Here is an 11778-nt window from a genome sequence, read left to right on the forward strand (position 1 = left end):
AGGAAATCCGTTACGAGGGCTTCGGCCCCGGCGGCGTCGGCGTGATCGTCGAGGCGCTGACCGACAACCGCAACCGGGCGGCCTCGACGGTGCGCTCCACCTTCACCAAGTGCGGCGGCAACCTGGGCGAAACGGGTTCGGTGTCGTTCATGTGGGACCGCGTGGGCCAGATCGTCTACGGGCCCGAAGCCGGGTCCGAGGACAAGGTCATGGAGGCCGCGATCGAGGCCGGCGCCGACGACGTGGAAACCGACGAGGACGGCCACACCATCTACACGGCGTTCGAGGATCTTTCGGACGTGGCCACGGCGCTGGAGGCGGCGCTGGGCCCGGCCAAGTCGACCCATCTCGCCTGGCGGCCGAAGGCGCTCACCCCGCTCAGCGGCGACGCCGTGGCCACCCTGATGAAACTGATCGAGACGCTGGAAGACGACGACGACGTCCAGAACGTCTACTCCAACGCCGACATCTCGGCCGAGGACCTGGAGAAGCTGGCGGGCTGATGGCGAAGGGCCCCAAGCACGAGCCCGAGGTCACCGACCTCGCCCGCTACCGCAAGGCCAAGGCGGAAGAGGCGAAGCGCAAGCCGCCGAAGCCCCCCAAGCCCCCGCGGCAGTCCTTCCTGGGATCGAACCCCCGGGCCGGCCTGATCCTGGCGGTGGTGGTGGTCGTGCTGCTGGCGCTCTGGCTCGGGCCGCGCTTCCTATAGGCGATGGACCCCGCGCTCACCGCCCTCCTCGTCGACTACGCCGCCCCGATCGCCGCGGCGGCGCTGGCGGGCGGGCTGGTCGGGCTGGAGCGCGAGTGGCGCGGGCACCCGGCGGGCCTGCGGACCCACATGCTCGTGTGCCTGGCCTCGGCGCTGCTGATGCTGGCGGCCGTGCATCAGCTGGACTGGCCCGGCGGCTTCCCGGCCGAGGTCGTGCGGATCGATCCCGTGCGAATGGCCCACGGGGTGCTGACCGGCGTGGGCTTCCTGTGCGGCGGGGTGATCTTCCGCCAGGGCCTGTCCGTCCACGGCCTGACCACCGCCGCGTCGCTCTGGATCACGTCGGCGCTGGGCATCCTGTTCGGCGTCGGCCTCTACGGGCTGGGCGTGGCCGGGACCGCCATCGTGCTCGTCGCCCTGATCGGCCTGCGGTGGGTGGACGAGAAGATCCCGCGGGAACGGGTGACCGAGATCAGCGTGGGCTACCACCGCGAAGGCGCCTCGCCGGCCGAAACCTTCCGCCAACTGCTTCTCGAGCTGGGCTTGAAGCCCGGCAAGCTGGGTCACCGTCTGTGCGACGAGGGCCGCACCATCGAGCTGGTGGCCCGGTTGCGGCTGCGCGGCGGCGTCCGCGGCCGCGACATCGCCGACCGCCTGCTCGCCGATCCGCGCGTCGTCCGGTTCGAAGTGATGCCCGACCACGACTGACCGATAGGCGCCGTCACGGAAAGACCGGTATGGTCCCCGCACAAGCTGAGGGGAGAACGCCATGAAGACCATCGCCGCCATCGCCGCCGCCACGGCCGCCCTGGGGCTCGCCGGATCGGCCAACGCCGCGGGCGAGTACGTCTCGATCGTGCAGGAGACCACGGTCAACGCGCCGGCCGACGTGGCCTGGGCCAAGGTAAAGGGCTATTGCGACATCGGCGCGTGGCTGAAGACCACCTGCGAGATCACCGCCGGCAAGGACGGCGAGGTGGGCGCGGTGCGCAAGATCGCCGGCCGCATCGAGGAGGTCATCGTGGCGACGACGCCCACCTCCTACACCTATGCCGACATCAACCCGCAAATCCTCTACCACGGCACTATCGAGGTGCAGCCGGTGAGCAAGACCACGTCGAAGTTCATCTACACCCTGTTCTTCGACCAGGCGTCGATCGCCGCCGACCAGCGCGAGGCCAACAAGACCCGCCGCGCCGGCATGTTCGCCAACGTGCTGAAGACGATGAAGGAAACGGCCGAGAAGAAGTAGCTACCCCCGCCCCAGGTTCTTCCTGAGCACCGCCAGGATGATCAGCAGGAAGGCGGCCAGCCGCAGCAGGTAGATGTAGCCCTGGTTCTCGCTCGGCACGCCGAAGAGGACCGGGACCGCCTGGTTGGTCGCCAGCAGGGCGAAGGCGATGGCGAAGGCCAGGAACAGGCCGTCGCCGGTGCGCCGCCAGAACTTCAGGAAGAACAGGCCGACCGCCAGGAAACCCAGCGTCAGCGCCCCCCCGGCGAAGGCGGCCATGATGGGATCGGGCTGGGTCACCGTTCCGCCTCCCAGATGAAGCCGTATAGCAGCACGCCGACGGACACGGCCGACGCCGCCTGTCGCCACGGCCAGAGGTCGATCCCCGGGAAGAGCACCAGGTCGGCCACGAGGAAGAGGTTGTTCACCGCGAGGAACACGAAGCCTAGCGCCGTCCAGAACAACAGCCGCGTCCGCGACCTTCGCCAGGTGTGCAGCAGCAGGTAGGCGCAGACTGCGCTCGCCACCAGGCACAGCGAATAGACCAGGGACGGTCCCAACGCGCCCATCACTTGTCTCCCCGCCACTTGAAGGCGTCGGCCAGGCCCTGGATCGGGTCCGGCGGCTTTGCGATCAGATTGATGATCGCCACGGGGCGCTCGCGGTAGGCCCGCTCCAGTCGCCCGGCGAGATCGTCGAGCGCCGCCGCGGCGGGGGCGTAGCGCCAGCAGCCCGCGTCGTCGCGCACGGCCAGGCCGCTGCGTTCGAAGGCGGCCAGGTTGTCGACGACGAGGTTCATCGAGGCGCGCAGCTCCGCAACCAGCGCTTCGGCCGGCCAGCAGCGCTCGGGGTCGCGCCGCAGGAGCATCAGCAGCTCCACGGCCCAGACCGAACGCATGTGCTCGCGCACGAACACCGCGAGGTCCGCGTCTTCGGACAAATCCCACTCCCCAACCCGGTCCCCCCCGGCCTGGCGGTCGGCACCGTAGCCCGCCGGGACGCGGGATCAACCCCGCCGATCAGATGGGCGGCTCGCTCGGGTCCTTGTCTTTCGCAGCGGCCTCGGCGCCGGCCTTCACCGCGTCCTTGCTGCCCTCGCCCTGCTGGGCTGCGGTGGCCGCGGCGCCGCGAGCGCTTTCGTCCTGGACCACCGCCGCGACCTCACGGCCCGCATCGCGGGAGGCGCAGCCGGCCAGGAGGAGCACGACCAGAATGGTGGATAACCGCATCCGCATGCGTCCCTTAGCCTCAGACCCGACTCGCAACCCCCATGCAGCGCCCCGGTTCCGCCGCGATCCTGGTCACGCTAGAACTGCCGCCGAGTTCGGGGGAACGAGACGTCATGCAGAGACGGAAGGTCGACAGGGCCCAGCGCATGCGCGCCCGGCGGATCTGGTGGGAGCGGAACGGCGCCTTTGTGCGGGGCGCGCTGACCGGTAGCGTGGTCACCGCCATCGCGGCGTGGATTATTCAGTTCGTGATGCTCCCATAGCGCGCGCCCAACCTCCCTTCGGCGCGGCCGAGCCCGCCTACGAGGACTGGGCCCGGCGCGAGGTGGCGCACTGGCGGGCCCAGGTGCTGAAGCCGCCCTCGGTGCTCGACCAGGCCGCCCGCGGCGTGCAGGGCCGCATCAACCGCATGATCCCAGAGCAGGTCCACGCGGCGATCACCACGGTGATCGAGGGCATGACCCGCACCATCCTGACAGGCGCCGACCTCACCACCGCGCCGCCCGTCATCGGCGCCTCGCTGGCCGAGCGCGACCGGCGCGCGCTGGCTGCGATCGACGGTTACCGCACGACCGCGGCGGTCGAAGGCGGCGTGGCGGGCGCCGGCGGCTTCTGGCTGGCGCTGGCCGACTTCCCGGCCCTGCTGGTGATCAAGATCAAGCTCCTGTTCGACCTCTCGGCGACCTACGGCCACGAGGCTGAGACGTTCGAGGAGCGACTCTACATCCTGGCCCTGTTCCAGCTCGCATTCTCGAGCGCGGACCGCCGGGCCCAGGTCTTCCACGGCCTCGAGGACTGGGACGGCCGCGAACATCCGGCCGACTTCGAGCACTTCGACTGGCGCACCTTCCAGCGCGAATACCGCGACTACATCGACCTGGCGAAGCTGGCGCAGATGATCCCGCTGGTGGGCGCGCCGATCGGGGCCATCGTCAACTGGCGGCTGCTGGAGCGGCTCGGCCACACGGCGATGAACGGCTACCGCATGCGCTGGCTCGCGCGTTCGTGAGGATCATGCGCCGGCTCGCCGTCCTCCTCTGCCTCCTCGTCGCCGCCCCGGTCCTGGCCCAGGGTGCGCGGATCACCGACGCCGACGTCCACGCCTTCGTCGCCCGCCAGGAGCAGGCCTGGAACGCGGGCGACTTCGACCGCTATTTCGCCGGCTTCACAAGCGGCGCCCGGTTCACCGACCAGGCCTACGTCGGCGACAAGCCGCCGGTGCCTTACGGGACCAGCACGCTCGCCCAGGCGAAGGCCCAGGCGCGGCGGGCGGCGGCGCGCAGCCGCGAGCGCGCCGAGGTCCGCCGCATCGAGATCGCCGCCGACGGCCGCTCGGCGAAGGTCACATCGCGGGTGGGTTCCGCGGTCACCGAGAAAGGCCGAACGCGCCGCCTCTGCGCCAGCCGCGTGCAGACGCTGACGCTGGACGGCGGCCGCCTGCGCTCGACCGGACAGACCGACACCTATGTGAACTGTCGCGGCGGCTGAGCGCGCGCTAACCTGCCCCGCATGTTCCGCCGCACCCTGATCGCGCTCGCAGCGCTCGCCGCCTTCCCTGCCGCCGCCCAGCCGGCGCAGCCGCAGCAGGCCCCCGCCCAGAGTCAGCCCGCGGCGCCCGCGCAGCCGCCCGCCGCGACGCCTCCGGTCCCCGCCGCCCCGCCGGCGCCGGCGGCTCCGGCGGCCAAGCCCAATCCCAGGGTGAAGGTCGAGACGACTGAAGGGGCGTTCGTCGTGGAGCTCTATCCCGACAAGGCCCCGATCACGGTGGCCAACTACCTGAAGTACGTCGACCGGGGCCTGTTCATCGGCGCCACGTGCTTCCGCGCCAGCAAGCCCAAGGACTACGCGGGCGCCGACTACGGCCTGGTCCAGTGCGGCCAGAAGGACCCGGCCAAGAAGCTGCCGCCGATCGCCCACGAGTCCACGATCAAGACCGGCCTCACCCACGGCAAGGACGGCGTGATCTCCATGGGCCGCTTCGCGCCGGGCACCGCCCAGGCCGACTGGTCGATCATGCTCGGCGACATGAGCTACCTCGACGCCGACAAGAAGGACCCCAAGGCCAACCCCGGCTTCGCCGCCTTCGGCCAGGTGGTGGAAGGCCTGGAGGTGATCCGCAAGATTATCGTCATGCCCACCGACCCCAACAAGGGCGAGGGCGCGATGAAGGGCGAGATCCTGGTAAAGCCGGTGCGCATCACCAAGGTCAGCCGCGTCACCGGCTGATGCGTCGCCTTTCGGGGGGACACCTCGGACTGGGGCGCTCGTGCAGCCCTCCGCCCGACCCCGAATGGCGTCAGTAGATCAGGCGGTCGCCATCCTGCGACGGCTCGCCCGCAGCGCCGCGCCGGCCCCGCCGAAGCCCAGGAGCATCAGCGCCCAGGTTCCGGGCTCCGGAATGGCGTTCCCGGCCACGATGTAGGCGCGGTCGACCACGAAGTCGCCGGCCGGCGCCGGGCCGGAGTTGTAGATGAACGAGGTGTCGTAATTCCCCGCCACCGCGATGTTCGCGACGCCGGCGAAGTGCACCCACTCGCCGGGCGTCGATCCATCGACGTTGAAGTTCGCGAGGTTCACGCCCGCGACCGTGCCGGTGAACGAGGCGTCGCCCGAGTTGTTGAACCCGTTGAACGGCACGTAGACCGAGAAGCCGATCGTATAGAGGCCGGCGTCCAGGAACACCGTCTGCGACAGCACCTCGTTCGCGCCATCGGCGACGAAATAGGCGGCGAAGTCGCCGACTGCGTCCGGGCTCGCCGACGCGGAATCGTCCGGCGGGATCGGCTCGCCGAACGCGCCGCCCGGATACCCGGCCGGCGAATTGTAGGGGATCACCACGGCCGGCGCGCCCGACGGGGTGACCCCCGCATAGCTCCAACCCGTGAAGTCCCCAGTCTCAAAACTGCCGTTCGCCAACAGGTTCACGGCAGCCGACGCCTGACTGGCGATAGCCAGCCCGGCGGCGCAAGCAACAGCACCCAGAAGCCTCATGGCCCCTCCACTCCGTTTCTAACCGGAAGAGCCCCCCAGTGACTTGCCCGGGTTTTCAAGCACAGCGTTATGCGGAGTTAAATGAAATTAAAAGTTGAGCGCGCGGGAACCGTGCCGGTATGTGCGACTTTGATCTTTACATGAGATTTGAATCTCATTAATCGGACCCCGAAGGAACGAGAGGCCTCGCCATGCCCCTGAGCCGCACCCAGATGGACGCCATGATGGACCAGCACTTCGGCTTCGAGCAGGCCGACGACGTCGAGGGCGTGCTGGCCACGCTGACCGACGACGCCCAGCACGACATCGTCGGCTGGCCCACGGGCCCCACCATCGGACCGGACGGCGCCAGGAGCTTCTATGAGGCCCTGTTCGCCGATCTCTCCGACGGCCGCATCGAGACCATCCGGCGGCTCTATGGCGAAGACTTCCTGGTCGACGAGAGCCTCTGGCGGGGCAAGGCGCCCGGCCGCCCCTTCGGCCTGGAGGGCCGTGGCCGCCCGCTGGAATTCCGCCTGCTGCACGTCGTGGAGTATGCGCCGGACGGCCGCATGAAGCGCGAGAACGTGTGGATCGACCTCGCCGCCATCCTGCAGCAACTGCCGCAATGAGCCGGGAGAACCAGCGGCTCCGCACCCGCAAGGACCTGCTGGAAGCCGCCGCGCGGCTGATGCGCGATGGCCGCACGCCCAGCTTCGAGGAGGTGGCCGAGGCGGCGCTGGTCTCGCGCGCCACCGCCTACCGCTACTTTCCGGGCCTCGACGCGCTGCTGCTGGAGGCCGCGCTCGACGTCGCCGCGCCGACCGCCGAGCAGATCTTCCAGGGCGAGACGACCGGCGACCCCGTCGCGCGCCTGGAGCGCGTGGACACGGCCCTGTCGCGCATGATGGCCGCCAACGAGGCTGGCCTGCGGGTCATGTTGGCCCAGTCCGTCCAGCGTCCGGCCGGCGCCGCCGAGCCCGCCCGCCAGAACCGACGCGGCCCCCTGGTGGCCGAGGCCCTCGCGCCGGCCGTCGACACGTTCGACCCGGAGGCCCTGGACGCCCTGTCGAAGGCCCTGGTCGTGCTGCTCGGCATCGAGGCGGTCGTCGTGTTCAAGGACGTCCTGCGCGTGAACGAGGCCGAGGCCCGCCGCGTCCGCCGCTGGGCCATTCGCGCGCTGGTGGAGGCCGCGCGGAAGGGCTAGCGTCGCCGCCCATGAGCGACGTCGAGATCCCCGAAGACGGCTGGAAGCACACCGGTGTCCGCGTCGTGCCCGGCGACCAGCTAGGCCCCGTCACGGCGACGACGCCCGGCATGGACCGCGCCGTGGCCATCGACCGGGCCCGCATGGGCGCCCAGAAGCTCTGGGCCGGGACCGTCCACATCCACGCCAACGCCAAGACCGGCGCCCACCACCACGGCCCACTGGAGAGCGTGATCTACGTGGTCTCCGGTCGCGCCCGCATGCGCTGGGGCGAGAAGCTGGAATTCACCGCCGAGGCCGGGCCGGGCGACTTCATCTACGTGCCGCCCTTCGTCCCGCACCAGGAGATCAACGCTTCCACCGACGAGCCGCTCTCGTGCGTGCTGGTCCGCTCGGACTCGGAGGCGGTCGTGGTCAACCTCGACATCGACCCCGTCGAGAAGCCCGAGGGCGTGGCGTGGGTGGACCCCATCCACAGGGGTTAGAGCGGGCTCCCTCCCTCTACGGTGAGGAGAAGAATGGTGGCCTCAAGCGAGGGCGTGGTAGTGCAAGACCAGTCCCGAGATGCTGACGCGCTCGGGCGTCGTCGCGACGCCTTCGTCCAGCTCGGCCCGCGCCGCCTCGGTCAGCAGGATCTGATGGTCCTGGGCCACGTCCTCGCCCAGCTTGGACGAGAGGTTCACTTCGTCGCCGAACAGGTCCGCATCGTCCAGCACCAGGATGTCGCCGAACCCCACGCCGATCGAGGCGTAGAGCCGCCGGTCGGCCGGCAGCAGAACGTTGACGGTCTCGAGGCGGTTCATGATTTCACGCGACGCCCGCACCGCCGCGTCCACGGTCTCGAACAGGCAGTAGAGGTTGTCGGCCTCGGCCTTCACCAGCTTGCCGCCGGCGGCCAGGATCGTCGGCACGGCGAGCAGCCGCATCTGATGGATCATCAACAGGAACACCACGATCCCGTGGAGCTGGGTCGTGCGCGAGAACCCGCTCATGTCCAGCACCAGCACCGCCCGGCGCTGGGTGAAGTCGCGCTCGATCTCCTCGGCGATCTCGTCCCGCTTCTCGGGCTCTTGGATAATCCGGGTGAGCAGGGCCTCCAGGCGGGCGTGGGTGTTGAGGGCGGGCGCCTCGCCGTCCGATGCCGTCTCAGCCATCCCAAAACTCTCCCTCGCCCAAGCCGGCGCGATGCGAGCCTTCGCAACCGGCCGAGTCAACCTATCTCTCCCATATGACGACCACGTCGGCCGCCCCGGCCAAGCCGCCCAACAATCTCATCGGCCTCGCCCTGCTGGCCGCCTTCGCGGGCCTCGGCGCCGCGCTGGCCATGGGCCCACCCGCCAAGACGCCGCTCACCTTCGCGTTCGTGATCGTGGGCTGGATCCTGGCGGTGATGGCCCACGAGTTCGCCCACGCAGCGACCGCCTACGTCGCCGGCGACCACACGGTGCGCGCCAAGGGTTACCTGTCGTTCGACCCTCGCCGCTACGGCGACCTCGGGACCAGCCTGGTCATCCCGCTGATCGCCCTGGCGCTGGGCGGCATCGGCTTCCCGGGCGGAGCGGTCTATCTGCGCAATGACCTCATGCGCAGCCCCGCCTGGCGCGCGGCGGCCTCGCTGGCCGGGCCGGCGGCGACGCTGGCGGTGCTCGTCCTGCTTGCGGTCGTCCTCGGCATCTGGGCCTCCCGAGGCATGCTGTTCGACGCGGTCGCGATGCTGGCCTTCCTGCAGGCCACCGCCCTGATCCTGAACCTGCTGCCGCTGCCCGGCCTCGACGGCTTCAACGCCATCCGCCCCTTCCTGCCGGCGGGCTGGGCGCCGATGCTGCACCGGCTGGAGGGGCTGTCGCTGCTCATCCTGCTGGCCGCCGTCTTCCTGATCCCGGGCTTCAGCGACCTGCTGTTCGGCGTCGCCGTCGTGCTGGCCGCGGCGCTGGGCGTGCCGGTCGAAGCCATGCAGGCCGGGTGGGACGCCTTCCACTTCTGGAGGTGAGGCGCCCGACCATTCGTCGCCGACGAATGGTCTTTCCCTAGCAAGGTTCTGAGCATTCGGCGGTTCAAGCGAACCGCCGAATGCTCTAGCGTCCCTTCCGGACAACCCTGGGGGAAACGCCGATGAAGGGCGTCGTCGAGCTCCTGAAGGCCATCGGCATCTGGCTCCTCATCTCGGTGCTGAGCTTCGGCGTGGGCCTGATCGCCCTCGCCATCTGGGCGGCGCTGGTCTTCCTGGGCGCCGAGGAACGCGCCGCCAAGGCGCAGGCCACTCTCGACTCCACCCTGATGACCGGCGAGCAGGTGCTGGCGCGCGCCATCCAGCACCGCGTCTTCGCCCTCTTCGCGCGCCGCCGCGTGATCGCCATCACCTCCAGCCGCATCCTGACGGTCCAGCGCGGCCTGCTCGGCGGCTTCAAGATGGCCGACATGCAGTGGAAGGACCTCAAGGACGTCCGCCTCGAGCAGAACATCCTGGACAACCTCTGCGGCTCCAACCTCGCCTTCGACAGCCTGCTGCTGGGCCACCCGGGCATCGCCGTCGACGGCGTGCCGACCCAGGCCGCCTCGGCCATGTACGCCAAGGCCCAGTACGAGGAGCAGGCCTGGGAAGAGAAGCGGCGCGTCCGCGGCCTGGAGGAAACCCGGGCGGCCTCGGGCGGGGTCTCCATCGGCGCCATGGGCGGCGTGGGCGGCGGCGCGCCCACCGACCGCATGGTCGAGGAGATCAAGAGGGCCAAGGAGCTGCTGGATTCCGGCGCGGTCAGCGACGCCGAGTTCCAGGAGATGAAGGCCAAGATTCTGGGCCGGGCCTGACCCCCCCTTAACCTCCGCTTCACCATTCCCACCGCTCCGTGGTTCCGGCATCTTCGCCGGAACAGACGATGAACGCGATTCGCCCCATCCGCATTCTTGGGCTCGACCCCGGCCTCCGCCGCACCGGCTGGGGCGTCATCGCCTGCGAGGGCATGCGGCTCAGCCACGTCGCCCACGGCGTCATCGCCCCCAACGACAAGCTGCCCTTCGCCGAGCGCCTGCGGCTGCTGTTCACCGAGATCGAGGCCGTCATCGCCGCGCACGCCCCCGACGAGGCGGCCGTCGAAGAGACCTTCATGAACTCGAACGCCCAGTCGGCGCTGAAGCTGGGCCACGCCCGCGCCATGGCCCTGGTGGTCCCGGCCCGCGCCGGCCTGCCGGTCGCCGAATACGCCGCCACCGTCGTCAAGAAGGCCGTCGTCGGCACCGGCGGCGCCGACAAGGCCCAGGTCGGCTGGATGATAGCCCGCCTTCTGCCTACCGCCGGCAAGACCGCCTCCGACTCCGCCGACGCCCTGGCCGTCGCCATCGCCCACGCCCACGCCCGCACGGCGCGGCGGGTAGCATGAGCATCATGGCGTCTGTTGGCGATCGGCTGTGGGTGGGACTGCTGGCGGTCCTCGCGCTGGCAGGCGCCGCCCACGCCGCCGAGCCGCCCATCCTCCCGATGAGCCCCGCCGAGCAGGCGCATCCCGCCCTGCCGCCCGTCCTGTCGCCGCGTGAGCGGGCGAAGGTGGTGGACGCGGTCCTCGCCGACCGGCTGGACCGGGTGGTCCCGCTGATCATGCAGGTCCACCAGGTCGACATGTGGGTGCTGGCAGCCCGCGAGTACCTGGAGGACCCGGTCGTCGCCACGATGCTGGACGCCAGGAGCCTGCGGGCCCGGCGGCGCACGATCCTGGTGTTCTACAACCCCGGCGGCGGCAAGCCGATCGAGCGGCTCACGGTCAGCCGCTACGGCCTGGGCGGCCTCTTCCAGCCGGCCTGGAACCCCGATGCTGAGCCCGACCAGTGGAAGGCGCTGGCCGAGTTGATCGCCGCCCGAAACCCGCAGCGGATCGCGCTCAACATCTCGCCGCTGACCGCGTTCGGCGACGGCCTCACCAAGAGCCAGCACGACGAGCTCACCGCCGCCCTCGCGCCCCAGTTCCGCGACCGCATCGTCTCCGGCGAAGGTCTGTCGGTGAGCTGGCTCGAAACCCGCACACCGATGGAGATGCGGCTCTATCCGGGCATCGTGCGCCTGGCCCACGCGGTGCTCGCTGAGGGCCTTTCCGCCAAGGCCATCAAGCCCGGCGTGACCACCACCGACGACGTGGAGTGGTTCCTCCGCGCCCGCCTGACCGAGCTCGGCCTCGACACCTGGTTCCACCCCTCGGTCGGCGTCCACCGCCAGGGCGTGAAGGCCTTGCTCGAAGGCGATACGGTGATCCAGCCCGGCGACCTGGTCTGGACCGACTTCGGCGTCACCTACTTGCGGCTCAACACCGACACCCAGCACCTGGCCTACGTGCTGAAGCCCGGCGAGACCGACGCGCCGGCGGGCCTCAAGGCCGGCCTCGCCGCCGCCAACCGCATCCAGGATGCGCTGACCTCGTCCTTCGAGATCGGCATCGACGGCAACGAC

The 11778-nt window shown here is 70.2% G+C and carries 21 protein-coding genes; 15 read left to right on the forward strand and 6 right to left on the reverse strand.

The window, feature by feature from the left end; all coding sequences use genetic code 11:
• The 4 genes from VGD44_RS07580 to VGD44_RS07595 form a co-directional block, all read left to right on the forward strand.
• Positions 1–503 (forward strand): YebC/PmpR family DNA-binding transcriptional regulator (locus VGD44_RS07580; RefSeq protein WP_331085505.1); only part of this gene is annotated, 503 nt, incomplete at its 5' end.
• Positions 503–709, forward strand: coding sequence for a hypothetical protein (locus VGD44_RS07585; RefSeq protein ID WP_331085507.1), 207 nt, complete (start codon positions 503–505; stop codon positions 707–709). The genes VGD44_RS07580 and VGD44_RS07585, both read left to right, overlap by 1 nt.
• Positions 710–712: 3 nt before the next feature.
• Positions 713–1417, forward strand: coding sequence for an MgtC/SapB family protein (locus VGD44_RS07590; protein WP_331085509.1), 705 nt, complete (start codon positions 713–715; stop codon positions 1415–1417).
• 61 nt (positions 1418–1478) lie between these two features.
• Positions 1479–1961: an SRPBCC family protein gene (locus VGD44_RS07595; protein ID WP_331085511.1), complete on the forward strand. Its 483-nt coding sequence runs from the start codon at positions 1479–1481 to the stop codon at positions 1959–1961.
• Here VGD44_RS07595 and VGD44_RS07600 read toward each other — a convergent pair whose 3' ends face one another.
• The 4 genes from VGD44_RS07600 to VGD44_RS07615 form a co-directional block, all read right to left on the reverse strand.
• Positions 1962–2240, reverse strand: a complete 279-nt coding sequence (locus tag VGD44_RS07600) for a DUF5985 family protein (RefSeq protein ID WP_331085513.1) — start codon at positions 2238–2240, stop codon at positions 1962–1964.
• On the reverse strand, positions 2237–2509 hold the full coding sequence (locus tag VGD44_RS07605; RefSeq protein ID WP_331085515.1) for a DUF5985 family protein: 273 nt from the start codon (positions 2507–2509) through the stop codon (positions 2237–2239). The genes VGD44_RS07600 and VGD44_RS07605 overlap by 4 nt, the downstream gene beginning before the upstream one ends.
• A complete protein-coding gene (locus VGD44_RS07610) occupies positions 2509–2880 on the reverse strand; it encodes a hypothetical protein (RefSeq protein WP_331085517.1) in 372 nt (123 codons plus the stop codon). Before VGD44_RS07610 ends, VGD44_RS07605 begins: the two co-directional genes overlap by 1 nt.
• A 79-nt stretch (positions 2881–2959) precedes the next feature.
• Positions 2960–3169 (reverse strand): hypothetical protein, encoded by a 210-nt coding sequence (locus tag VGD44_RS07615; protein ID WP_331085519.1) that lies wholly within the window; start codon positions 3167–3169, stop codon positions 2960–2962.
• Positions 3170–3282: 113 nt separating this feature from the next.
• Here VGD44_RS07615 and VGD44_RS07620 point away from each other — a divergent pair, with 113 nt between their 5' ends.
• From VGD44_RS07620 to VGD44_RS07635, 4 genes are all read left to right on the forward strand, one after another.
• A complete protein-coding gene (locus tag VGD44_RS07620) occupies positions 3283–3432 on the forward strand; it encodes a hypothetical protein (protein ID WP_331085521.1) in 150 nt (49 codons plus the stop codon).
• A 62-nt stretch (positions 3433–3494) separates the two neighbouring features.
• Positions 3495–4178: an EcsC family protein gene (locus VGD44_RS07625; protein ID WP_331085523.1), complete on the forward strand. Its 684-nt coding sequence runs from the start codon at positions 3495–3497 to the stop codon at positions 4176–4178.
• A gap of 5 nt (positions 4179–4183) precedes the next feature.
• The gene (locus tag VGD44_RS07630) at positions 4184–4657 is read left to right on the forward strand and encodes a hypothetical protein (protein ID WP_331085525.1); all 474 of its coding nucleotides are present in this window, start codon (positions 4184–4186) and stop codon (positions 4655–4657) included.
• Positions 4658–4678: 21 nt separating this feature from the next.
• A complete protein-coding gene (locus VGD44_RS07635; RefSeq protein ID WP_331085527.1) occupies positions 4679–5395 on the forward strand; it encodes a peptidylprolyl isomerase in 717 nt (238 codons plus the stop codon).
• A gap of 78 nt (positions 5396–5473) precedes the next feature.
• On the opposite strand, the gene VGD44_RS07640 is transcribed toward VGD44_RS07635, so the two are convergent.
• Positions 5474–6094 carry a PEPxxWA-CTERM sorting domain-containing protein gene (locus VGD44_RS07640; RefSeq protein ID WP_331085529.1) on the reverse strand — a complete coding sequence of 207 codons (621 nt, stop codon included), beginning with the start codon at positions 6092–6094 and terminating at the stop codon, positions 5474–5476.
• Between the two features lie 257 nt (positions 6095–6351).
• Here VGD44_RS07640 and VGD44_RS07645 point away from each other — a divergent pair, with 257 nt between their 5' ends.
• From VGD44_RS07645 to VGD44_RS07655, 3 genes are read left to right on the forward strand one after another with little or no spacing between them, the layout of a single operon-like run.
• On the forward strand, positions 6352–6771 hold the full coding sequence (locus VGD44_RS07645; protein ID WP_331085531.1) for an ester cyclase: 420 nt from the start codon (positions 6352–6354) through the stop codon (positions 6769–6771).
• A complete protein-coding gene (locus tag VGD44_RS07650) occupies positions 6768–7346 on the forward strand; it encodes a TetR/AcrR family transcriptional regulator (RefSeq protein ID WP_331085533.1) in 579 nt (192 codons plus the stop codon). The genes VGD44_RS07645 and VGD44_RS07650 overlap by 4 nt, the downstream gene beginning before the upstream one ends.
• A gap of 11 nt (positions 7347–7357) precedes the next feature.
• The gene (locus VGD44_RS07655) at positions 7358–7831 is read left to right on the forward strand and encodes a cupin domain-containing protein (RefSeq protein WP_331085535.1); all 474 of its coding nucleotides are present in this window, start codon (positions 7358–7360) and stop codon (positions 7829–7831) included.
• 42 nt (positions 7832–7873) lie between these two features.
• On the opposite strand, the gene VGD44_RS07660 is transcribed toward VGD44_RS07655, so the two are convergent.
• Positions 7874–8500, reverse strand: a complete 627-nt coding sequence (locus VGD44_RS07660; protein ID WP_331085537.1) for an adenylate/guanylate cyclase domain-containing protein — start codon at positions 8498–8500, stop codon at positions 7874–7876.
• 74 nt (positions 8501–8574) lie between these two features.
• Between VGD44_RS07660 and VGD44_RS07665 the strand changes: the two genes are divergently transcribed.
• From VGD44_RS07665 to VGD44_RS07680, 4 genes are all read left to right on the forward strand, one after another.
• Entirely contained in the window at positions 8575–9336 is a 762-nt protein-coding gene (locus VGD44_RS07665) for a site-2 protease family protein (protein ID WP_331085539.1), read from the forward strand.
• A gap of 122 nt (positions 9337–9458) precedes the next feature.
• Positions 9459–10151 carry an SHOCT domain-containing protein gene (locus VGD44_RS07670; RefSeq protein ID WP_331085541.1) on the forward strand — a complete coding sequence of 231 codons (693 nt, stop codon included), beginning with the start codon at positions 9459–9461 and terminating at the stop codon, positions 10149–10151.
• 68 nt (positions 10152–10219) lie between these two features.
• Positions 10220–10720 carry a crossover junction endodeoxyribonuclease RuvC gene (gene ruvC, locus VGD44_RS07675; protein WP_331085543.1) on the forward strand — a complete coding sequence of 167 codons (501 nt, stop codon included), beginning with the start codon at positions 10220–10222 and terminating at the stop codon, positions 10718–10720.
• Between the two features lie 5 nt (positions 10721–10725).
• Positions 10726–11778, forward strand: a 1053-nt coding sequence (locus VGD44_RS07680) for a M24 family metallopeptidase (RefSeq protein ID WP_331085545.1), incomplete at its 3' end; no start/stop codon positions are given.

The organism is Phenylobacterium sp., from assembly GCF_036402295.1.
Lineage (GTDB): Bacteria > Pseudomonadota > Alphaproteobacteria > Caulobacterales > Caulobacteraceae > Phenylobacterium.

Excerpts from the sequence above, each read along its gene's own strand:
- VGD44_RS07650 (WP_331085533.1), top strand. The coding sequence starts at position 6,768 with ATGAGCCGGGAGAACCAGCGGCTCCGCACCCGCAAGGACCTGCTGGAA.
- VGD44_RS07620 (WP_331085521.1), top strand. The coding sequence starts at position 3,283 with ATGCAGAGACGGAAGGTCGACAGGGCCCAGCGCATGCGCGCCCGGCGG.
- VGD44_RS07660 (WP_331085537.1), bottom strand. The coding sequence starts at position 8,500 with ATGGCTGAGACGGCATCGGACGGCGAGGCGCCCGCCCTCAACACCCAC.
- VGD44_RS07635 (WP_331085527.1), top strand. The coding sequence starts at position 4,679 with ATGTTCCGCCGCACCCTGATCGCGCTCGCAGCGCTCGCCGCCTTCCCT.
- VGD44_RS07670 (WP_331085541.1), top strand. The coding sequence starts at position 9,459 with ATGAAGGGCGTCGTCGAGCTCCTGAAGGCCATCGGCATCTGGCTCCTC.
- VGD44_RS07645 (WP_331085531.1), top strand. The coding sequence starts at position 6,352 with ATGCCCCTGAGCCGCACCCAGATGGACGCCATGATGGACCAGCACTTC.
- ruvC (WP_331085543.1), top strand. The coding sequence starts at position 10,220 with ATGAACGCGATTCGCCCCATCCGCATTCTTGGGCTCGACCCCGGCCTC.
- VGD44_RS07665 (WP_331085539.1), top strand. The coding sequence starts at position 8,575 with ATGACGACCACGTCGGCCGCCCCGGCCAAGCCGCCCAACAATCTCATC.
- VGD44_RS07655 (WP_331085535.1), top strand. The coding sequence starts at position 7,358 with ATGAGCGACGTCGAGATCCCCGAAGACGGCTGGAAGCACACCGGTGTC.
- VGD44_RS07605 (WP_331085515.1), bottom strand. The coding sequence starts at position 2,509 with ATGGGCGCGTTGGGACCGTCCCTGGTCTATTCGCTGTGCCTGGTGGCG.
- VGD44_RS07585 (WP_331085507.1), top strand. The coding sequence starts at position 503 with ATGGCGAAGGGCCCCAAGCACGAGCCCGAGGTCACCGACCTCGCCCGC.
- VGD44_RS07590 (WP_331085509.1), top strand. The coding sequence starts at position 713 with ATGGACCCCGCGCTCACCGCCCTCCTCGTCGACTACGCCGCCCCGATC.
- VGD44_RS07595 (WP_331085511.1), top strand. The coding sequence starts at position 1,479 with ATGAAGACCATCGCCGCCATCGCCGCCGCCACGGCCGCCCTGGGGCTC.
- VGD44_RS07630 (WP_331085525.1), top strand. The coding sequence starts at position 4,184 with ATGCGCCGGCTCGCCGTCCTCCTCTGCCTCCTCGTCGCCGCCCCGGTC.
- VGD44_RS07615 (WP_331085519.1), bottom strand. The coding sequence starts at position 3,169 with ATGCGGTTATCCACCATTCTGGTCGTGCTCCTCCTGGCCGGCTGCGCC.